The sequence below is a fragment of the Flavobacterium chuncheonense genome, from assembly GCF_042686145.1.
In the GTDB taxonomy this organism is placed as follows: domain Bacteria; phylum Bacteroidota; class Bacteroidia; order Flavobacteriales; family Flavobacteriaceae; genus Flavobacterium; species Flavobacterium chuncheonense.
Window position 1 is genome coordinate 25,114 of sequence record NZ_JBHUPC010000006.1, and the last position, 20,598, is coordinate 45,711.

The window sequence follows — 20,598 nt, forward strand, 5'->3', positions numbered from 1 at the left end:
ATAATTTAATTAATGTTATATATTTGAATCGCAATTCAAGACGTATTGATGTTGAGGAAAATGAAATGAATAGATAAAGTCTTGGTAATAAGATTTTAATAAATTTTATGGAAACGTTCAAGTTAGGCAATACTGAAAAGTTACTACTATTAACCATTTTAGTTACTTCACTGAATTGTTCAAAGATTAGTCTAAGGAAATTGCTGTTATTAACCATTTTAGTTATTCTCCCCAAGTACTAATCTTTTTTTTATGGTCTAATTTTTAGAATGAGTTTTTTTGCTTTTTATGTTTTGTTATGCTTGCATAGTAAAATGTAAAAATATAATTGATATTAAGTTAAAATGAACTACTTAGAATACTGCTATTTTTAAATCTAGCAATTTCTAAACCTATGATTAATTTAAAAATTAAGTTTTGTAATGAAAAAAATTTTGCTGCTATTCACCATTTTTGCAACCTACAATGTAACAACTCTTTACGGCCAAGTGGGAATTGGAACAACTTCCCCAGATCCTTCGTCGATATTGGATATAACGAGTTCAAATTCTGGATTATTAATTCCTAGAGTAAGTTTACAGGGAGTTTTGGATGTAACAACGATTCCGTCACCAGCTATTGGGCTATTGGTTTTTAATATAAATGAAGCCGTTCTTCCAAAAGGATTTTATTATTGGGATGGTAGTTGGGCTAGAGTTGGTGTTGCAACAAGTAGTGGTTCAGCTGGTTCTGATTATTGGGAATTGGATGGTAATGCTATTTCAAATAATGATTTTATAGGTACTACAAATTATCAATCTTTGGTTCTTAAAGTGAATAATGACAACTTTGCCAAATTTCACCCAAACGGAGGTGTTACTATTGGAAAAGGAGCAAGTGCAAATGATGAAAGTTCAGTCGCAATAGGTAAAAATGCATTAGCTGCTAACAATAATGAAGCTGTGGCTTTAGGTGTTGATGCCAAAGCTAATGGTTATCAGTCTATAGCTTTAGGAAAATCTGCTGAAGCTTCTAATAATGGCGCAACAGCTTTAGGACAAACGTCAGTTGCATCGGGACATTTATCTTCGGCCTTAGGGTATAATGCTACAGCATCATCAAATAATGCAACTGCTATAGGGACAAGTGCAATTGCTTCTGGTGAGCAAACATTGGCTGTTGGTTACCAGTCAAATGCTTCAGGATTGAATGCTATGGCAATTGGTTATCAAACAAATGCTTCTGGTCAAAATGCAACTGCGATTGGATATCAAGCGACTACTGCTCAAGATAATGCTATTGTTTTAGGTGCTGCAAATTCAAAAATTGGTATGGGAACTTCTTCTCCTGATGAAAAATTACATGTTGTAGGAACCGTTAAAATTGTTGATGGAACACAAGCCAATAATTATGTACTAACTTCAGATGCAAATGGTAAAGCGAGTTGGAAGAATCCAAGTACTTTAACAGCTGCACTGGCATATGGTGAAATATATAAAAGTTCAAGTACGTACATGGTTGCTGGTCAAATTAGTTTCAATCAAGTAAATACAAATGCAACTACAAACGTAACGGCATCTTCAACAAGTAATAGTATTCAGGTTCAAACTACAGGAGTTTATCGTATTAGTTATACTATCGGTATAGGAAAATATGGTAGTGGAAACGGAAATGGAAGTGAGATAGTTCCTGAGTTTTATTTGGGGATTTATGGAAATGAAATTCCTGGAACACGTACATTTGTAACAATTGCAAATAACGAAAAAGAAAGTATTACATTGACAAAATTGTGCCGATTGAATGCTTATGATGCGGTTTCGGTATACGCTACAATGTCAAATTATGAAACATATATTTTAGCAAATGCAACCACTTTAAATGTTGAAAAAATCAATTAATTTTATTCGAATTGTATTATAAATAAAAGCTACCGTAAAGGTGGCTTTTATTATTTATTGTATTTTTGAATTCCAAAAATTGTATCTTGAGAACAGTAGTAAAAAAAGGAATCCAAAACCCAGAAAAATTCAAACAACAACTCTTAAATTGGTCCAATCAATTTCGAGAAGTTGTGTTTTTAGATTCCAATGATTATCGCAATAATTATTCAGAGTATGATTGTGTATTGGCAGTGGAAGCTTTTACGCTTTTAAAAACCGATTATCATAATGCTTTTGACGATCTGTATCAGTATCAGTCGACTACGCAAGATTGGCTTTTTGGTTATTTATCCTACGATTTAAAAAATGATATTGAACATTTAAAGTCAAACAATTTTGACGGATTGGATTTTCCCGATTTGTTTTTCTTTCAACCTAAAAAGCTTTTTCTCTTAAAAGAAAATCAGGTTGAAATTCAATATTTAAGAATGTGTGATGATGAACTGGAATATGATTTTGATAAAATTTCAAATTATGCTTTAATGGAATTTTCTAAAGCGGAAAGTATTCAAATTAAGCAACGTATTCCAAAAGAGAACTACATAAAAAAAGTAGAGAAAATGTTGGGGCATATAAACAGAGGGGATATTTATGAAGCTAATTTTTGCATGGAATTTTATGCTGATGACGTTACAATAAATCCTACAGTGGTGTATGAAGATTTGAATAAAATTTCTTCTCCTCCATTTGCTGTTTATTTTAAAAACAACAAACAATATTTACTTTCAGCTTCACCTGAACGCTATTTGCGTAAAGAAGATACTAAAATAATTTCCCAGCCGATTAAAGGTACCGCTAAAAGAAGTACAGATAGGGTTGAAGATGAAAAGTTAAAAGAACGTTTGTCTTCCAATGAAAAAGAGCGTTCTGAGAACATTATGATTGTGGATTTGGTACGTAATGATTTATCGCACACGGCTACAAAAGGAAGTGTTCAAGTAGAAGAATTATGTGGTATCTATACCTTTAAACAAGTGCATCAGATGATTTCTACAGTGGTGTCAACAGTAGAAAACACCACATCTCCAATTGAAATTTTACGCACCACTTTTCCTATGGGAAGTATGACAGGTGCTCCTAAAATTTCAGCTATGAAAATAATTGAAGCGCTTGAAGAAACTAAGCGCGGTTTATATAGTGGGGCAGTGGGATATTTTAAACCCAATGGTGATTTTGATTTTAATGTGGTTATCCGAAGTATTTTATACAATGCTGAACAGCATTACTTATCGTTTTCTGTAGGAAGTGCCATTACTTCAAAATCAATTCCGGAACAGGAATTTGAAGAATGCCTAGTAAAAGCTAGAGCGATGTTTGAAGTTTTACAAAATAAATAATCCCTATTTTTGTCTATGCTTCAAAAATTTAAAGATCATATTGTAACGAATTTCCCTTTTTTGGCAAAAGAAAAACTATTGTTAGCAGTAAGCGGTGGAATCGATAGTGTTGTTTTGGTGCATCTCTGTAAAGCAATGGGGTTGAATATTGGTATTGCGCATTGTAATTTCCAACTTAGAGGAACAGAAAGTGATGCTGACGCCGATTTTGTAAAACAATTGGCAGAAGAACTGAAAATTCCGTTTTTTGCAATTGCATTTCAAACAGCAGAATATGCGCAGCAGAATAAGTTATCCATTCAGCTTGCAGCTCGTAAATTACGTTACGATTGGTTCAATGAAGTACTGAAATCAGAAGGGTTTGATTATATCGCTACGGCACACCATTTGGATGATCAAGTGGAAACTTTTATAATCAACTTTACACGTGGTACCGGATTAGAAGGGCTAACAGGTATACCAATGTTAAACGGAAATATTATTCGACCATTACTACATTTTTCACGTAGTGAAATACAAGAGTATGCTCAACAGATGAGTATTCAATGGCGAGAGGATAGCAGTAATAGTTCCGATAAATACTATCGCAATAAAATCAGACATCATGTTGTTCCAATTTTAAAGGAGTTAAACAGTAATTTTTTGAGTTCCTTTAAAAATACGTTAGAACACTTAGAACAAGCTAACCAATTGGTGGATGCTGCTTTTGAGAACTTTTCTAGTTTACATATAAAAGAAGAAGATGGAGTGTTTATGCTTTCAGTAGAAGCGATTAAAAACACGGAACATTATGAAAATTATTTGTACCATTGGTTGAATCCATTTGGATTTACAGCCTGGCAAGACATATACAATTTAATTGAAGCGCAATCGGGAAAAAAAGTATTATCTCCGTCACATACACTTTTAAAAAATAGAGCAAACTTATTGTTGTTTGAAAATGATAAATCCAATATGGAGGCTCGTTTTTATTTAACGGAGAGTGATAATTCTCTTAAATTTCCCTTAAATATTACCCTTTGTAAGGTAGATAACCTTTCAAAATCGACTAACAATATTATATTTGTGGACGCAAACAAAATTGACTTTCCTTTATGTTTGCGAAAAAAACAAGAAGGGGATTATTTTTTCCCTTCTGGAATGAAAGGAAAGAAAAAGGTAAGTAAGTACTTTAAAGATGAAAAATTATCATTGTTGGATAAAAACAATCAATGGTTGCTTACTTACAATAATGAAATTGTTTGGGTTGTGGGTAGAAGGGCAGACCAACGTTTCTTAGCAAATGAATCAACTATAAATATTTTAAAAATAGAAGTTACTCCATGAAAAAACTACTAACATTATTACTATTAACGCTTTCTTTTTTGGGGAATGCTCAAATTTTAGATCCTGTTAAATGGACCACTAAAGTAGTGCAAAAATCAAATACAGAATTTGAATTGGTTATGGAGGCTGCCATTGAGGAACATTGGCATATGTTTTCACAATATACACCAGATGGAGGATCATTACCAAGTGTATTTGAATATAAAAATCAAAAAGGAAATTATACATTAGTTGGTAAAACAACAGAAAGCAAATACAAAAAAGTTTACAACGATATTTTTGAGGTTGACGAGTACATGTTTGAGAACAAGGCTACTTTTAAGCAACTTATAAAAGTTACTAATACTAAATTAACTCAAGTAAAAGTTTATGTTGAGTATCAAGCTTGTCTGGAACAATGTATTCAATTGGACAAAACTTTTACATTTAAACTTCCTGCAATTCAAGTTGAGGAAGTAGCAAAACCGGTTAAAGAAGAAACAGTTGTTGAAACAGAAGAAACAGTTGCAGCAGTAGCTGATACGGTTATAATGGAGACAACTGCAGCAATCCAAGAAGATTCTGTAGTTAAAAGCAAAGAAGTTGTTGCAGAAGTTGCTAAAGAGGAAAAAGGGATGCCAAAAGAAGAGAAGAAAAGTCTTTGGGGTATTTTCATTTTAGCGTTCTTAGGTGGGTTTGCAGCTTTGTTAACACCATGTGTATTCCCAATGATACCGATGACAGTTAGTTTCTTTACCAAACAAAGTAAAACAAAAGCACAAGGAAAGAAAAATGCCTTTATTTACGGTATTTCAATTATCTTAATTTATGTTCTTTTAGGTTCGTTAGTTACTTGGATTTTTGGAGCTGATGCTTTAAATGCATTATCAACAAACGTATGGTTTAATATTATTTTCTTCTTCTTACTTGTATTTTTTGCGGCGTCATTCTTGGGGGCTTTTGAAATTGTTTTACCAAATTCATGGGCAAACAAAGTAGACCGTCAAGCAGATAGAGGAGGAATTATAGGGATATTGTTTATGGCACTGGCTTTGGCTATTGTATCTTTTTCATGTACAGGACCTATTGTAGGAACGTTATTGGTTGAAGCAGCTTCTAAAGGAGGAATTGCTCCAATTGTTGGAATGTTAGGTTTTTCTTCTGCATTAGCATTACCATTTATGTTGTTTGCAATGTTCCCAGGTTGGATGAACTCTTTACCAAAATCTGGAGGATGGTTGAATACGGTTAAAGTATCCTTAGGATTTTTAGAATTGGCTTTAGCATTCAAATTTTTATCAAATGCCGATTTGGTTTTACAAGCACATTGGTTAGAACGAGAAGTTTTCTTGACAATTTGGATTGTAATATTTGGAGCTTGGGCAGTGTATTTATTTGGTAAAATCACATTACCTCATGATAGTCCAATAACACATATTTCAGTTGGTAGATTGTTTTTAGCTTTATTTGTATCAATTTTTACAATTTATTTGATTCCTGGATTGTGGGGAGCACCTCTTAAATTAATTTCGGGATTCCCACCACCAATGACGTATAGTGAAAGCCCTTATGGAGTAGGAAACACACAAGGTGGAGGAGAAGTGGCTGAAGCTTTACCAGAGCATGCTCATTTTGGGCCACATAAAATAATTGCTTTCCATGATTACGAAGAAGGAGTAGCATACGCTAAAGAAGTAGGAAAACCTATTTTATTAGATTTTACAGGTCATGCTTGTGTGAATTGTAGAAAAATGGAAGAGCATGTTTGGTCACAACCGGAAGTGTTATCCATTTTGAAAGGTGAAGTAGTTTTAATTTCACTTTATGTAGATGATAAGCGAGAATTAGCAGAAGCAGATAAATACATTTCTCCTGAAACAGGGAAAGAGATTAAAACAATTGGAAACAAGTGGAGTGATTATCAAATTACACGTTATAAAAATAACGCACAACCTTTTTACATTGTTTTAGATTCTGAAGGAAATGATATTGCAACACCGGTAGGTTATACACCAGATGTTGAAGAATATAAAACATGGCTAGAAAATGGAATAGCCAATTTCAAGAAATAATAAAAAAAGCCCAATCGCAAGATTGGGCTTTTTTTATTCATCATCTTCAAGTTCAAAAATTTCTTCAACTGGTTTATTAAAATAACGAGCTAATTTGAGAGCAAGTAACGTAGAAGGAACATATTTCCCTTTTTCCATAGCGCTTATGGTTTGTCGGCTTACGTCTATTTGATGGGCTAGTTCTTCTTGCGATATATTCTTAATAGCACGCAAGACTTTCAAATTATTCTTCATCGTTGCTGGCTTTATTCAGTTTGTAAATCATAAAATGAAAGCGGATTATGAAAAATAGCATAAAAGTGAATGTGTTGTATATAATAATACTATAAAATGTAGGTCCATAAAAAAACAGATTAAACCCTAACAAAAGGCCATAGCTGAAATAGGTAGACCATACCAAACTTTCATATCGTATTTTTGTGATCATTTCATCTTCATTTTTCATTTTCGAAAAACCGACTAATAATGCCCCAACAATTAGGCCAAAAACTATGAGTTCATCTGTAAGATTATTTTCGATAATTTCAAAAAAACCTGATTTTATTCCAAGTATTTCATCATAGTAAATAGCTAAAACATTAAAATTTAAAATTTTAATTACTGAATCTGTTCTTAAAACATATAAAGATAAAATGCAACTTGGAATTAATATAATCCATCCTATTGTTTTAAAAAAATTCGGAAAAAGAAAATGTGTTTTCATATTTGAATAATTTTGATTTATTCAAATGTAAAGTTTGTTTTACATATAGACAAATAAAATTTACAAAAAGTAAAGTATACTTTTATTTATTCTACAATTTTTTCAATATAATCTGAGTTTAAAAGGTAAAGAGCACCCATGTATTGAAGTTTAAAGGAGATAAGATCACCCACTTTGTATTCTTTCTCAGAATTTGAAATGTCCACCACCATCATATCAGAACTGGCATCTACAATAGAAATGTTGGGATTATCCGTTTCTAAATATTGAGGTTGCATGTCTAATAAACCAATATCGAGTATAGCACGCAATGAGGAAGCACTTAAGTCGGTATCGGCATTCACTTCATAAGTATGCCCTGCAACATTTTCGCCCAATTCACCTATTGGACTATCGGGTTTTTCTGTTATCTCAATTATTTCAGCATACAATTTAAAAACATCGTTGTGCAGCCCTTCAATAGTTTCACCAGTAAATAAATCTTTTCCAAAAAACAATGCTTCACCAATTCGAAAATGATTGACAGCCATAGGTCTCGCATTTTTCAACATTAAGGGTACAGCAACTGATGTACCTCCAGATACCCATGGGATTTTTACATTGAATTTGGCTTCAATGAGTTGTTTGTATAAGCTTAACTGGATTAATTTGTCTTGTGTGGGCATCACACCGCTAAGGCAGTTTAAATTGGTGCCGATTCCTTTAATTTCAATATTGGGTAAACTGAAAACTTGTTCGTAGAAACTTAACAATTCCTCACCTAGTACCCCTTCTCTTAAATCACCCATTTCTATCATAATGATGATGCCATGGGTTTTATTATTTTTTCTAGCTTCTTCAGAAAGCATTTGAATGGTATAAATTTCGGTATTGAAACTTACATCGGCATACTTGATAATATGTTTGATGTTTCGTTTTGAAGGTGGTTTAATATAACAAGTTTGAATGCTAGAGTCAAGCGCTTTAATTTTTTCTAAATTACTAATTCTAGAGTCATGCATTTCGGTAACACCTAAATTAATCAATTCCTTAAGGTAAATAGTGTTTCCGCAAAGTAGCTTGGTAACAACGCCCCATTCAATATTTCGCTCTTTGAATATTGCATTCAAAAAGGTGTAGTTGTCGTTTAATTTATTTCGGTATAGTTTTATAAAAGCCATAGTTATTTTATCTTTCGAGGTATTGTTTTAGATATTCGGGTTAATAATTCATAATTCAATTGATTACTAAAATCACTAAAAGAAGCAACTGAAATAGAGAGATCGTTTTGGTTTCCTATTAAAACAACTTCATCTCCTTTTTTTACCAGATCAATTTCAGAAACATCAACGGTAATCATATTCATATTTACTGTTCCAACTACAACACAACGTTGTCCATTAATTAAAACACGTCCATGGTTACTTAATGAACGACTATATCCATGTGAATATCCTAATGGAATTGTTGCAATTTTCATGTTGTTTTTAGCCATAAATGATGTTCCATAACCTATAAATTCACCTGATTTCACTTTTTGAATACTCATGACTTCACTTTTCCAAGTAATAACGCGTTGCAAAGGGTCTATCTTTTTCTTTTTTGTATTTAAGTAGCTTACCAAGACTTCTGTACTTGGCCATAATCCATATTGTAAGATACCGATTCGAACTAAATCCATACGAGTTTCTGGAAACATAATAGCTGCAGCAGAACAAGCGGAGTGCCTGATGTCAGGTTTTAAATTAAAAGTATCAAAAAGTAATTCTGCTTTTTTAAAAGCTGTGATTTGATTTTTGATTCTCAGATAGTTAGCAATACTTTCTGCACCTGCATAATGAGTGCATAAACCTTTGAAATGTAAATTTTGTCGTTCTTTAATGAGATATTGTGCTATTTTTGGAATTTCATTGATTTTAAAACCGGTACGGTTCATTCCTGTCTCAATTTCAATATGTATGATGCCTTTTTGATTCAATTGTTTTGCAATCTTTGTTGCTTTCACTAATCGATATCGCTCAAAAACGAAAAATTCAATTTTATTGGTAATTGCCCATGCTAAATCATCATCGGCAACAAACCCCATAATAACAATGGTTACTTTATTTCCTAATGCTTCAAAAATTATTTTAGCTTCTTCAACATCAAAAACAAAAAAGTGTGTTATAGCATTTTCAAATGCCATGATAACGAACTCTTTCAATCCATGTCCGTAGGCATTGCCTTTAACCACCGACGATAGGATGATTTTTTTTCCAAAAAGTTTTTTTAGAAATGCAATATTGTTTTTGTGTGCTTTATGATCAATTTCTATAATTGAATTTTTATGCATCTATAATTTCTTTTGTTATTTGATAGAATAATTGAATTCCGGTATCTGTTATTTCATCAGGAAAATCATAGTCTGGATTATGTAAGGAAGGGCTTTCTTCACCGGCTCCTATTCCAAACATTGCGCCTTTAAAGTGTTGTGTTATCAATCCAAAATCCTCTCCAAAAGTAAAAGGAGTATCTTTTTCAAATAGGTTAAGATTACTTGCTTTTGCGGCAATTCTAACGATATCTACAGCTTTACTATCATTTTCATTTGCTTGAAATTTTTCAGTCCACTCAATATCAGATTGTAAATTATGTTGTATGGCAATTTGGGTAGCCGTTGCCTTTAGATCCTTTTCCATTTGTTTCATAAATAGATTACTATCACTTCTCAAAGTAAAATGAACCTCGCCGTAGCCTGCAGAAACGCCATAAGCTTTTTCTCCCATGGCTATATAAATTGGCGTTATTACACAATAGTCTTGTAGTGTGATATCGGGTTGAATTTTAGAATTGAAATGGTTAATAATTTCACTGATGGCTAGCGCAGGATTGATTCCGTTTTCGGGTTCCGCGGCATGGGCTGTTTTTCCTTTTAATTTTATAATTATACTGTTTACAGCACAAGTAAACGCATTTTCTTTTATAATAATTTGATGTAAAGGAAATCCAGGAAGATTGTGTAGTGCAAAGGCGTAGTCTGGTTTGAAGAATTCGAATTTTGAATCCGAAATTACTGCTGCGGCACCGTTTCCATTTTCTTCAGCAGGTTGAAAAAGTAAACCTACAGTACCTTTTTTTATAGGGTTTTGGAATAATTTACGAGCTAATCCACATAATATACTCATGTGGCCATCGTGTCCACATTTGTGTGAAACCCCTTTGTGTATAGACTTATGTTGAAAAGTATTTATTTCTTCAATGGGTAAAGCATCTAATTCACATCTGAAAAGTACAGATTTTCCTTTTTCTTCTCCTTTGAAAAGTGCTAAAATTCCATTTCCCCCTATTGAAGAAATAACTTCTGAAGGCGGGTATTGATTCAAGAACGCCAGAATTTCTTCAGATGTTCTTTTTTCATTTCCCGATATTTCAGGAATTTGATGTAGTTTATATCTTAACTTTTTAAGTTCTTCCAAAATAGATTATTTCGTTAAACGCATTTCTAGATACTTATTGGTAAAGCCTAGTTTTTCATATAAATTTTTTGCTGGATTATCCGGTTCTACATGTAGTGCTATGTCACCATTAGCTGTTTCAATAGCCTTTTGCATTAATCTTTTGCCATATCCTTTACCTCGTTTACTGTTATCTACAGCAATGTATACCAATATGTTTTCTGGGATAAATCCACCCATTCCAGTATTGTTTAAAATTACAATGCCAACAATTTCATTATTGTCAATGCCAACAATAATATTGCCACCTTTTGAAGGGTTCATCGCGTAAGCAATACATTTAAGAATATCTTCTGTTTTATCACCATATTGTTCTAAGTGTTTGAAAAGAAATTCGGCTATCGTTTGAGGGTTATAAATTTTGTGTGCTCCAGTTTCAGGAGTAATAATTTTAAATTCCATGATTGATTCTTTTAGAGTAATAATTGGATAATAGTATAAATGTTACTAAAGATATTGAAATCCCAAAAATATTGGCATCAAGATGTTTGGGTAGAGCCATATCAAAGGGTAACTTATTGTTGGTTATAATTAAAATAATTGTTGTTGAACCTCCTAATAGCATACTCCAAAATGCAGCTTTAGGATTGCTTTTTCTCCAGTATAAAGCTCCTATTACTGGTACAAATAGTCCTGATACCATAAAGGCATAAGAATAGAGCATGAGCTCCAAAACATTTTGCATTTGTGAAGCCAATACAATTGCAAATAATCCAATTGAAAGTGTTACAATTTGAGAAATTTGAAGCATTTTTTTCTCTGAATATTCTCTTTTGGAAAATTTTGAAATGATATCCGTTACTATATTTCCTGAAGCAGCCATTAAACAACTATCTGCCGTTGATAAAATTGCAGAAAAATAGGAGGAAAGCATCAATCCCATAAGTCCTACAGGTAAGATGGTACTTAATAATATAGGTAGCCCCATTTCACTATCCATAGTAGAAGTGTCCGTTATACCATCAAATAAACCTTGTACAGCAGCAACTTTGGCGAGCATTCCCAAAATAACTCCCATAAAGGCCATTATTGGCCATTCAAATAAACCAGCAATAAACCAAGCTTTTTTGGCTTCTTTTTCACTTTTGCAAGCATATATTCTTTGGTACAATGTCATTCCAATAAACCAAATGGGAATTATAGTAACAGACCAATTTAAAATTTGGTACCAAGTAACATTTTGTAACGATAAGTATTCAGGTGCTAAAGTAGACTTTATAACGTCATAACCTCCTACGGCATTATAAGCTATTGGAATACCAATAAAAACTAATCCTGCAATCAAAATAATCCATTGAATGGTATCGGTATAAATAACCGCTTTTAAACCACCTATAGAGGTATAAATTACGGCAATTGCTCCCATAATAATTAAAGCCCATTGTAAATTTAATCCTTCAATTGTTGCTGAGGCTAGTTTAGCTCCAGCTAAAACTTGAGAACTGGTAAAACCGAGATAGCCAATTGCAGAAATTACACCTGCTAATAAAGCTACTTTTGCATTATAAAAGTGATTAAAAATCTGAGGGAAAGTGAAGAATTTATGTTTGTGTCCTAATGTGCTAATTTTTGGAATGAGTAAAACGGCACTTAACCATGCACCAATTAAACCCGTAAAAAGCATCCAAGAACCTGAAATTCCCATTGTAAATCCAAGGCCACCTAAACCAATTGAAAAACCTCCACCAACATCTGTAGCGACTACTGATAAACCAATATGCCAACTGTTCATGTTACGTCCACTAACGTAAAAATCTTCAGAAGATTTATTTTTTTTATAAAAGTAAAATCCTACAGCTAGCATAGCTAACATGTAAACAACAAAGATTAAATAATCTACTGTGTGCATTATTTTGTATTTCAAATTAGGCTGCCCGATTTGGAATTTTTCCAGAGGCAAGATGCAGTATACTGCAAATCGAATGATTAAAAAGAAAGTTATGTACGATAACTTAATAGATATTTATCTCATAATAGAGGTAAATGAATCATGAAATACAAACTTACAAATTTTAACTTGGAATCCCTAATCTGAATATTAGTTATTGTGTTTTAATGATTTACCAATAATAAAAAAAGAGGTTGAAAACTTTCAACCTCTTTTTTTATTATTATGTTCAAAAAATTTATTCAATAATTATTTTTTGAACCCCTTCCGATTCGTTGTTTTTGAATTTAATGATGTAAACACCTTTTGCTTTATCACTTAAATCTACTTCAAATTTATCGTCTAAATTTTTGTCATTTTTCTCATAAATTAAAGCACCATTAGTGTTGTAGATAGCAATTTCATTATTAGTCCCTTCAGTATAATTTTCAATAGTAAATTTACCAGTAGAAGGATTTGGATAGGCTACAAAGTTTTTTGGTGTAGTTTCAAAAGTTTCTGAAGATAAAAAGTTAGTACTATTTGAATACTTAATCAAATAAGAGTCAACAATCAAATGTGGATTAAAGCCATCATTACAGTTTGGACAAGTTACGCCACTTACACAGTCAGGGTTACTTGGGTGACAATAATCAACATAGTTTTGATCTAAAATGTATTTTAATTCAACATTATTTCCAATAAATGGAGTTAAATTAAAATCGAAAAATTGTGCAATTGATCCTGGGCACCATCCCGCTCTGTTGTAATACCATGTCCCATTTTGTGGGCTACAGTTATCAGGGTTAGGGTTACAGATGTTCCAGTTATCTTGAGTAAAAGTTTGAGCACCGTTTACCCAAATATGGTGATAATCGTGATGAAATTCAGCAGCATTACCTGAGTTGTTATCACCCCAGCCATGACCTGTAGAAACCATTTTAATTTTGGCTGCCTGAACAGAACTATCAAAATTAACATTTAAAATTTCACATGGTTGTAAATTTGCCATGTTTCCAAAAGAATAAGTATTATTCCAAAGAGGTTCTACAGTCGAGTATTTATAGGTTGGAGCTCCCATAACATATTGAAGGTTTAATGTATAGAGAAAGCCATTGCCGCTAGTTCCAAGAGTAAATCTAAATTTAACTTTCCCTTGTAATAAGGACATAAAGTCGGTTAAATTGATATTATGACTACAAGCAACACCATAAGGAGTTAAATAGCGGATAATTTCATACCAATTTCCATCATGGCCTTGTACTTCAACATGGGAAACTCTATCCCAAGGGTCACAACCTCCTGAAGGACAATCAATATTTAAAGTTCCATTAATTTGGCTGTAAGCACCAACAAAGCTCGGAAGTGTCACTTCTACTTCTTGAGAATATACTTGACTGTAAACCCAAACTTGGCTAGCAGCAGTTACATTTTGTGTTAATGCAAAATTGGAAACATTAACAGTATTGGATACAGTTGACGAATAATTAAAATTATTTGTACTTATAACATCAATAGTATGTGAACCAAATGAACTAGGAGTCCACCAAGCAGTATAAAAACCATTTCCATGGTGAACTGCAGGAATAGTTTGACCGTCTACTTGAAATGCTAAACTTTGCACTGAAAAAGTATCATCATATGGAATACTTGAAACCGCTGCAAGTTGTGTAGCTGATAAAGTAGGCATTTTTAAACTTCCAGGTGTTGGATTAGTTAATTCAATTTGTGGAAGGTTTGTCATTGGGTCAACTACGTTAAAACTATTAAAAACATTAGAAGCAGCATTGTATTGAGTATTACCAGCTTGACTTGCTTTAATTATTACTTCACCTTCAGTACCGTTTAAAGTTACTATATTTCCATTTACTGTTGCTGGTCCAGACATTACAGTATAGGTAATAGGTAAACCAGAACTTGAAACCGCATTTAAAGCAAAAGGAGCATCCGAAGTAATTTTAGTAGCAATACTCGGGAAACTAATAGATTGAAAATCGGCTTCCAATGTTCCACCAAAATTTGAAGTGTTACCATTTAGACTAAAGTTCATTAAATCACCATCATAACTAGTTCCTGTTTCAGAATGAAGTTGTGTGATAGAGGAATTATCAGCATTAGGTATTCCCTGGTCAAACTTGTAATATAATAATAAATTGGATTCATTGCCAGTTAATTCATTTGTAATCATAGCACTAACTTCTGCAGCAGACAATGCTTTATTCCATAAAGTAACTTCATCTGCTCTTCCAGTGTATATAAAGTTATACCCAGGTATCAATGATTTACCGATACCAAAAGGACGGTTTGTAGCTTGAAAAGTGCCACTAGCAGTTGAGGTCCCAATTTGAGTTCCGTTAATATATAAAGTAAGAGTTGTTTGATTCCAAACCCATGCGATATGATTCCATTGATTTGGGGTAATTGCATTTTGAGCAGTTTGAATTTGATGAGTACCTGTTCCAGTTAAAACTCTACATTCAAGTTTTCCATTGCCAAGCATTAAAACATACATTCCTCCAGTACCCGTTCCTTCACCTCTTAGTCCCATTAGACCTCCACCATAATTAAGATTATCTGGGTAAAACCAACCTGTCATACTAATGGTATTTGAACCATTTAAAAGTGCAGAAGCATTGTCCAAACGAACGTGGTCATCTACACCGTCAAAATGAAGGTACAAATTGGATTGTGCAAAGGAAATACCAAAGCTTGTTAAAATAAATAATAATGTAAAATAGTAATGTTTTTTCATGAGTAAATAACAAATTATGAAATTAGATGGTAAATATACTTTTTTTTAGATAAACAGCACTTTTTAGGATATTTTTTTGAAAGTATAATGAAAAAATCTTAAATTAGTCTATTATAAGCCTGTAAATTAGTAAAAGCCATGTTAGTAAAAGTTTTTGGAAGCGCCGTTTTTGGCGTTACGGCTACTACTATAGCCGTTGAAGTAAATATTGATAAAGGTATCGGTTATCACTTAGTAGGTCTACCTGATTCTGCTATAAAAGAAAGTAGCTATCGTATTGCTGCTGCACTTAAGAACAATAATTATAATCTTCCCGGAAAAAAAATAACCATCAATATGGCTCCTGCAGATTTGCGCAAAGAAGGAGCTGCTTATGATGCAACAATAGCAATTGGTATTTTAGCGGCTTCAGGTCAAGTAAAGTCGATGAAAGTCGCTGATTATGTTATTATGGGGGAATTGTCTTTAGATGGTGGTTTGCAACCTATAAAGGGCGCATTGTCAATGGCAATAATGGCAAAAGAAGAAGGGTTTAAAGGAGTTGTATTACCTGTTCAGAATGTTAAAGAAGCTGCAGTTGTCGATGGAATTGAAGTTTATGGTGCTGAGAACATTTTACAAGTAATCGACTTTTTTGATGGAAAAGAAAGTCTTGAACCAACAGTTATTGATTGTCAACAAGAATTCAACCAAACATTAGATTTTCCAGAATTTGATTTTAGTGATGTAAAAGGACAAGAATCCATTAAACGTTGTATGGAAATTGCCGCAGCAGGTGGACATAATATTATATTAATTGGTCCCCCAGGTTCTGGAAAAACAATGTTGGCCAAACGTTTACCAAGTATTTTACCTCCTATGTCGATGCATGAAGCCTTAGAAACTACTAAAATCCATTCTGTTGCAGGCAAGATAAAGGAGTCAGGTTTACTAACGAAAAGACCTTTTCGAAGTCCTCATCATACTGCAAGTTCTGTTTCGCTAGTTGGAGGAGGGAGTTATCCGCAACCGGGTGAAATTTCGCTAGCGCATAATGGTGTTTTATTTTTAGATGAATTGCCCGAATTTAAAAGAGAGGTTTTGGAAGTAATGCGCCAACCTTTGGAAGATAGGGAAGTAACCATTTCAAGAGCTAAATTTACGATTACCTATCCGTCGTCATTTATGTTGGTTGCAAGTATGAATCCCAGTCCGGGTGGGTATTTTAATGATCCTAATGCAGCAGTGTCAAGTTCACCGCTAGAAATGCAACGTTATTTGAGTAAAATTTCGGGACCTTTATTAGACAGGATTGATATTCATATTGAAGTAACACCTGTCCCTTTTGAGAAGTTATCAGAATCTCGAAAAGGAGAAAGTAGTAAAGAAATCAGAAATCGGGTTACCAAAGCGAGAGAGATTCAATCAAAACGTTTTGAGAGTTTTTCAAATATCCATTATAATGCACAATTGAGTAGTAAATTGATTCGCGAATATTGTCAGCTGGATGAGGTTTCATTAGGGTTACTTAAAACCGCAATGGATCGTTTGAATTTATCCGCTCGTGCTTACGATAGAATTTTAAAAGTTTCCAGAACAATTGCAGATTTGGAGCCATCCGTAAACATCGCCTCTCATCATGTAGCAGAAGCAATTCAGTACAGAAGTTTGGATAGGGAAGGCTGGTTAAAATAAAAAAGCGACCAAAGGAGGTCGCTTTTTTATTTTTTTGGATGATTTTCTCTAAATTGTTTTAATAATTTTCGATTGAATTCATCTTCAGATTTTTTTAGTAGAATGATTTTTTTAGCAGGTAAAACTTTTTGAAGATCTTGTATGAATTTCTTCTTCACTTCATACATTTCTTCTTCATTTGCTTCTATTTGTACAATTAATTTTTTAGCTTCTTCTTCGGTTAAAGTGTCATAACCTGTTGCTTCAATTTTTTTCATAATGCTTTTTCCTTTTTGATGACGTATCTCAAACTGTTTGTCATCATAGGTGTTGTAAACTGGCCAAAATTTTTGTGCTTCTTCCGAAGTTAAATCCAGTTTTTCGGTTATATAAGCTACTTTAAGTGCTTTAATCTTATCTCTTTTTTCTTTGAATGTTTGAGAAAAAGAAAGTGTAGAAAGGAATAACAAAAGGAGAATAATGAATTTTGTTTTCATAATTTTATTCATTTATGTAATAATCTAAATTAGGTGTATTGATGAGGTATTCTTCAACTACCTCGTCGTTAATAGTTATAGCACTTTCTAGGTTTGAAATGTCTTCATCTGAAAGCTTATCTACGAGTTCATAAGTAGAGTATTCGTTAGTTAAATAATACTCAAGGGCATTTTCATCAAGACTTGATTTTTTAGCCAAATTAAAATAAACAGGTAATGCAATTATTACTAGCAAAACAGCAGCAATACTCGATATCCAAAGCTGTTTTCTATGAAAAATAGATACTACTTTAGTTTCTTTGGCTGATATTTGAGTAAGCATTTTGGCTTCAAAGTTTTCAAAATAATTATCGGGAACTTTGAATCCTGTTTCTATTTTTGGTTTATTATGTAAATCAAAAGGTTTCATATTCATATGACATGTTTTTACTATAATGGTTTAATTGCTTTTTAAATAATCTTCTATTTTTTTAACAGCAATATGGTAACTTGCTTTTAAAGCGCCCACAGAAGTTGTAACAATTTCTGCAATTTCTTCATACTTAAGTTCTTCAAAATATTTCATTTTAAAAACCAATTGTTGTTTTTCCGGTAATGTTGCAATGGCTTTTTGTAATTTCAATTGAATGTCATTTCCCTCAAAATAGACATCGCTTTCTAGATTTTTTAAAGCTTTATCTTGAAGCTCAACATTAGAAATTCCTTGCTTTTTGGCTTTTTGCTGTAAAAAGGTTAATGCTTCATTAGTTGCTATTCGGTACATCCATGAAAAAAGTTTACTGTCTCCCTTAAAATTACCAATATTTTGAAAAATTTTTAAAAAAGTATTTTGCAAAACATCATCGGTATCATCATGATTCAAAACTATAGATCGGATGTGATTGTATAAAGGTTTTTGATACAATTGCAATAACTCCCTAAAGGCTTCTTGTTGCGTTTTAGGGTTCAATAAAGTAGCAATAAATGTCTTTTCGTCTTGCAATTTTTAGCTTTTATCTTAGGACTAAATATAATGAAAAAGGTTTAATTCTTTGGGTTTAAAATTTTAGTATTACTTTTGCACAAATAACAAAAAATACCATGCTTAAAACTGTAATTTTTGATATGGATGGGGTTATTGTAGATACAGAACCCGTACATAAATACGCATATTACAAACACTTTGAAGAGTTGAATATTGAAGTTTCAGATGAATTGTATGCTTCGTTTACAGGAAATTCAACACGAAATGTTTTTCAGAAAGTAAAAGATACTTTTAACTTATCACATGAAGTTGAAGATTTAATTTTGCGCAAACGCTTTTTATTTAACGATGCTTTCGATACAAAAGAGGATTTATATTTAATTGAAGGAGTTGAAGATTTAATTAAAAGCTTGCATGCACACGGTATGGAGTTAATTTTAGCATCTTCAGCTTCAAAAGGAACGATTCAAAGAGTATTCAATCGTTTCAATTTGCACCAATATTTTTCGCATACTGTGAGTGGTGAAGATTTTCCAAAATCAAAACCACATCCTGCGATTTTTTTACATGCAGCTAGTTTGTCGCAACATCCAAAAGCAAATTGTATCGTAATTGAGGACAGTACAAATGGAGTAGAGGCGGCTAATGCTGCTGAAATATTTTGTGTAGGTTATAGAAGTACAAACTCAAAATTACAAGATTTGAGTAAAGCAAATAAGATTGTTAATCATTTTAATGAGATTGACATTGAAGCATTTAAAAGAGGCTTTTAATTTAAAGCCTCTTTATACATTTCAAGACATTTTTCTCTTGCGTCTTTATGTTCAACTATAGGTTTTGGATACTTTGATGTTTCCAATTCTGGAATCCACTTTTTTGTGTATTCCAAGTCTTTGTCAAATTTTTTAAGTTGTTCGATTGGATTAAAAATTCTGAAATAGGGTGCTGCATCAACTCCAGATCCAGCGGCCCATTGCCAATTACCTACATTGCTTGCTTGTTCGTAATCAAGTAATTTTGTTGCAAAATAGGCTTCGCCCCACCTCCAATCGATTTGTAAGTGTTTACAAAGGAAACTCGCAACTACCATTCTCACTCTGTTATGCATGTGTCCTGTGGTATTTAATTCTCGCATTCCTGCATCTACAAATGGATAACCCGTATTGCCCTCACACCATTTTTGAAAATGGGCTTCGTTGTTCGACCATTTTATGGCATCATATTTAGGTTTAAAAGAAGAGTTAATTGTGTGTGGATAGTGCCATAAAATTTGAATAAAAAACTCTCTCCAAATCAGTTCGTTGAGAAAGGTTTTATTGTCAAATTGTTGCGCTTTTTTGACCATTTCTCGAGTAGAAACAACTCCAAATCGAAGATAAATCCCCAATCGAGAAGTTCCATCAAGGGCAGGAAAGTTTCGTGTTTCTTGATACTGTTCAATTAGTTTATTCGAAATATCAAAATGAGGAACTGAAATCAGACTTTTTGTAAAACCTATATCTTCTAAGCTCAAAAATGGATAGTTGTGGTTAGCAATCTTGTTTATTTTGGTTTCAGATGGATAATGTGTAACAATTGTTGTAGATAGTTTTTCTTTCCATTTTTTGGAATACGGCGTATAAACGACATAGGGTGTACCATCATCTTTAACAACTTCATTTTTTTCGAAGATAACTAGGTCTTTACAAGTCTTAAATTCAATGGAGTTATTGTTTAATAGTTCATATACTTCTTTGTCTCTTTTTCTAGCATAGGGTTCGTAATCATGATTGGTAAACACCGTTTTGATAGTATTATCAACGATTAGTTTTTCGAAAATAGCTTTTGGAGTGCCATAAAATACAGCTAGAGATTTACCTTTTTGGATTAGTTCGTTATTAATGGTTTCCAATTGGGTGTATATAAAAGTAACCCTAGCATCATTTTCGGGTAATTGTGAAAGTATATTTTCATCAAAAATAAAAATAGGGAGTACTTCTTCATCGTTATTAAGTGCATGAAATAACCCTGCATTATCTTGTAGTCTTAAATCTCTTCTAAACCAAAATATATTCAT

General features: G+C 32.8%; 18 protein-coding genes. 6 read left to right on the forward strand and 12 right to left on the reverse strand.

Annotation, left to right across the window (positions count from 1 at the left end; translation table 11 throughout):
* The first annotated feature begins 422 nt into the window (after positions 1–422).
* The 4 genes from ACFS5J_RS00390 (at position 423) to ACFS5J_RS00405 (ending at position 6,633) form a co-directional block, all read left to right on the forward strand.
* The gene (locus tag ACFS5J_RS00390; protein ID WP_379809913.1) at positions 423–1,877 is read left to right on the forward strand and encodes a hypothetical protein; all 1,455 of its coding nucleotides are present in this window, start codon (positions 423–425) and stop codon (positions 1,875–1,877) included.
* Between the two features lie 86 nt (positions 1,878–1,963).
* Entirely contained in the window at positions 1,964–3,256 is a 1,293-nt protein-coding gene (locus ACFS5J_RS00395; RefSeq protein ID WP_379809914.1) for an anthranilate synthase component I family protein, read from the forward strand.
* 15 nt (positions 3,257–3,271) lie between these two features.
* Positions 3,272–4,582, forward strand: a complete 1,311-nt coding sequence (gene tilS, locus ACFS5J_RS00400; RefSeq protein WP_379809915.1) for a tRNA lysidine(34) synthetase TilS — start codon at positions 3,272–3,274, stop codon at positions 4,580–4,582.
* Positions 4,579–6,633 (forward strand): protein-disulfide reductase DsbD family protein, encoded by a 2,055-nt coding sequence (locus ACFS5J_RS00405; protein ID WP_379809916.1) that lies wholly within the window; start codon positions 4,579–4,581, stop codon positions 6,631–6,633. The genes tilS and ACFS5J_RS00405 overlap by 4 nt, the downstream gene beginning before the upstream one ends.
* Before the next feature lie 33 nt (positions 6,634–6,666).
* Here the strand turns inward: ACFS5J_RS00405 and ACFS5J_RS00410 are convergent, their stop codons facing one another.
* From ACFS5J_RS00410 to ACFS5J_RS00445, 8 genes are all read right to left on the reverse strand, one after another.
* On the reverse strand, positions 6,667–6,867 hold the full coding sequence (locus ACFS5J_RS00410) for a helix-turn-helix transcriptional regulator (protein WP_379809917.1): 201 nt from the start codon (positions 6,865–6,867) through the stop codon (positions 6,667–6,669).
* A complete protein-coding gene (locus ACFS5J_RS00415) occupies positions 6,857–7,336 on the reverse strand; it encodes a hypothetical protein (RefSeq protein WP_379809918.1) in 480 nt (159 codons plus the stop codon). Before ACFS5J_RS00415 ends, ACFS5J_RS00410 begins: the two co-directional genes overlap by 11 nt.
* A gap of 86 nt (positions 7,337–7,422) precedes the next feature.
* Positions 7,423–8,496, reverse strand: coding sequence for an alanine/ornithine racemase family PLP-dependent enzyme (locus ACFS5J_RS00420; RefSeq protein WP_379809919.1), 1,074 nt, complete (start codon positions 8,494–8,496; stop codon positions 7,423–7,425).
* A 2-nt stretch (positions 8,497–8,498) separates the two neighbouring features.
* A complete protein-coding gene (gene alr / locus ACFS5J_RS00425; protein WP_379809920.1) occupies positions 8,499–9,647 on the reverse strand; it encodes an alanine racemase in 1,149 nt (382 codons plus the stop codon).
* On the reverse strand, positions 9,640–10,770 hold the full coding sequence (locus tag ACFS5J_RS00430; RefSeq protein WP_379809921.1) for an amidohydrolase: 1,131 nt from the start codon (positions 10,768–10,770) through the stop codon (positions 9,640–9,642). The genes alr and ACFS5J_RS00430 overlap by 8 nt, the downstream gene beginning before the upstream one ends.
* Before the next feature lie 6 nt (positions 10,771–10,776).
* Positions 10,777–11,211, reverse strand: a complete 435-nt coding sequence (locus ACFS5J_RS00435) for a GNAT family N-acetyltransferase (RefSeq protein WP_379809922.1) — start codon at positions 11,209–11,211, stop codon at positions 10,777–10,779.
* Positions 11,201–12,658 (reverse strand): sodium:solute symporter family protein, encoded by a 1,458-nt coding sequence (locus tag ACFS5J_RS00440; protein WP_379809923.1) that lies wholly within the window; start codon positions 12,656–12,658, stop codon positions 11,201–11,203. Before ACFS5J_RS00440 ends, ACFS5J_RS00435 begins: the two co-directional genes overlap by 11 nt.
* Positions 12,659–12,935: 277 nt before the next feature.
* The gene (locus ACFS5J_RS00445) at positions 12,936–15,428 is read right to left on the reverse strand and encodes a LamG-like jellyroll fold domain-containing protein (protein ID WP_379809925.1); all 2,493 of its coding nucleotides are present in this window, start codon (positions 15,426–15,428) and stop codon (positions 12,936–12,938) included.
* A 138-nt stretch (positions 15,429–15,566) separates the two neighbouring features.
* Here ACFS5J_RS00445 and ACFS5J_RS00450 point away from each other — a divergent pair, with 138 nt between their 5' ends.
* Entirely contained in the window at positions 15,567–17,102 is a 1,536-nt protein-coding gene (locus tag ACFS5J_RS00450) for a YifB family Mg chelatase-like AAA ATPase (RefSeq protein WP_379809926.1), read from the forward strand.
* 26 nt (positions 17,103–17,128) lie between these two features.
* Here the strand turns inward: ACFS5J_RS00450 and ACFS5J_RS00455 are convergent, their stop codons facing one another.
* The 3 genes from ACFS5J_RS00455 to ACFS5J_RS00465 are packed head-to-tail and all read right to left on the reverse strand — an operon-like array spanning position 17,129 to position 18,560.
* Complete coding sequence (locus ACFS5J_RS00455; RefSeq protein WP_379809927.1) at positions 17,129–17,578, reverse strand: sensor of ECF-type sigma factor; 450 nt, start codon at positions 17,576–17,578, stop codon at positions 17,129–17,131.
* A gap of 4 nt (positions 17,579–17,582) precedes the next feature.
* Entirely contained in the window at positions 17,583–17,993 is a 411-nt protein-coding gene (locus ACFS5J_RS00460) for a hypothetical protein (protein ID WP_379809928.1), read from the reverse strand.
* A 24-nt stretch (positions 17,994–18,017) separates the two neighbouring features.
* Positions 18,018–18,560 (reverse strand): RNA polymerase sigma factor, encoded by a 543-nt coding sequence (locus ACFS5J_RS00465; protein ID WP_379809929.1) that lies wholly within the window; start codon positions 18,558–18,560, stop codon positions 18,018–18,020.
* 98 nt (positions 18,561–18,658) lie between these two features.
* On the opposite strand from ACFS5J_RS00465, the gene ACFS5J_RS00470 reads away from it, so the two are divergent.
* On the forward strand, positions 18,659–19,315 hold the full coding sequence (locus ACFS5J_RS00470) for an HAD family hydrolase (RefSeq protein ID WP_379809930.1): 657 nt from the start codon (positions 18,659–18,661) through the stop codon (positions 19,313–19,315).
* Here ACFS5J_RS00470 and ACFS5J_RS00475 read toward each other — a convergent pair.
* The gene (locus tag ACFS5J_RS00475; protein WP_379809932.1) at positions 19,312–20,598 is read right to left on the reverse strand and encodes a cryptochrome/photolyase family protein; all 1,287 of its coding nucleotides are present in this window, start codon (positions 20,596–20,598) and stop codon (positions 19,312–19,314) included. The two genes, ACFS5J_RS00470 and ACFS5J_RS00475, sit on opposite strands and share 4 nt — an antisense overlap.

Excerpts from the sequence above, each read along its gene's own strand:
- ACFS5J_RS00390 (WP_379809913.1), top strand. The coding sequence starts at position 423 with ATGAAAAAAATTTTGCTGCTATTCACCATTTTTGCAACCTACAATGTA.
- tilS (WP_379809915.1), top strand. The coding sequence starts at position 3,272 with ATGCTTCAAAAATTTAAAGATCATATTGTAACGAATTTCCCTTTTTTG.
- ACFS5J_RS00405 (WP_379809916.1), top strand. The coding sequence starts at position 4,579 with ATGAAAAAACTACTAACATTATTACTATTAACGCTTTCTTTTTTGGGG.
- ACFS5J_RS00410 (WP_379809917.1), bottom strand. The coding sequence starts at position 6,867 with ATGAAGAATAATTTGAAAGTCTTGCGTGCTATTAAGAATATATCGCAA.
- ACFS5J_RS00415 (WP_379809918.1), bottom strand. The coding sequence starts at position 7,336 with ATGAAAACACATTTTCTTTTTCCGAATTTTTTTAAAACAATAGGATGG.
- ACFS5J_RS00420 (WP_379809919.1), bottom strand. The coding sequence starts at position 8,496 with ATGGCTTTTATAAAACTATACCGAAATAAATTAAACGACAACTACACC.
- alr (WP_379809920.1), bottom strand. The coding sequence starts at position 9,647 with ATGCATAAAAATTCAATTATAGAAATTGATCATAAAGCACACAAAAAC.
- ACFS5J_RS00435 (WP_379809922.1), bottom strand. The coding sequence starts at position 11,211 with ATGGAATTTAAAATTATTACTCCTGAAACTGGAGCACACAAAATTTAT.
- ACFS5J_RS00440 (WP_379809923.1), bottom strand. The coding sequence starts at position 12,658 with ATGCACACAGTAGATTATTTAATCTTTGTTGTTTACATGTTAGCTATG.
- ACFS5J_RS00445 (WP_379809925.1), bottom strand. The coding sequence starts at position 15,428 with ATGAAAAAACATTACTATTTTACATTATTATTTATTTTAACAAGCTTT.
- ACFS5J_RS00450 (WP_379809926.1), top strand. The coding sequence starts at position 15,567 with ATGTTAGTAAAAGTTTTTGGAAGCGCCGTTTTTGGCGTTACGGCTACT.
- ACFS5J_RS00455 (WP_379809927.1), bottom strand. The coding sequence starts at position 17,578 with ATGAAAACAAAATTCATTATTCTCCTTTTGTTATTCCTTTCTACACTT.
- ACFS5J_RS00460 (WP_379809928.1), bottom strand. The coding sequence starts at position 17,993 with ATGAATATGAAACCTTTTGATTTACATAATAAACCAAAAATAGAAACA.
- ACFS5J_RS00470 (WP_379809930.1), top strand. The coding sequence starts at position 18,659 with ATGCTTAAAACTGTAATTTTTGATATGGATGGGGTTATTGTAGATACA.
- ACFS5J_RS00475 (WP_379809932.1), bottom strand. The coding sequence starts at position 20,598 with ATGAATATATTTTGGTTTAGAAGAGATTTAAGACTACAAGATAATGCA.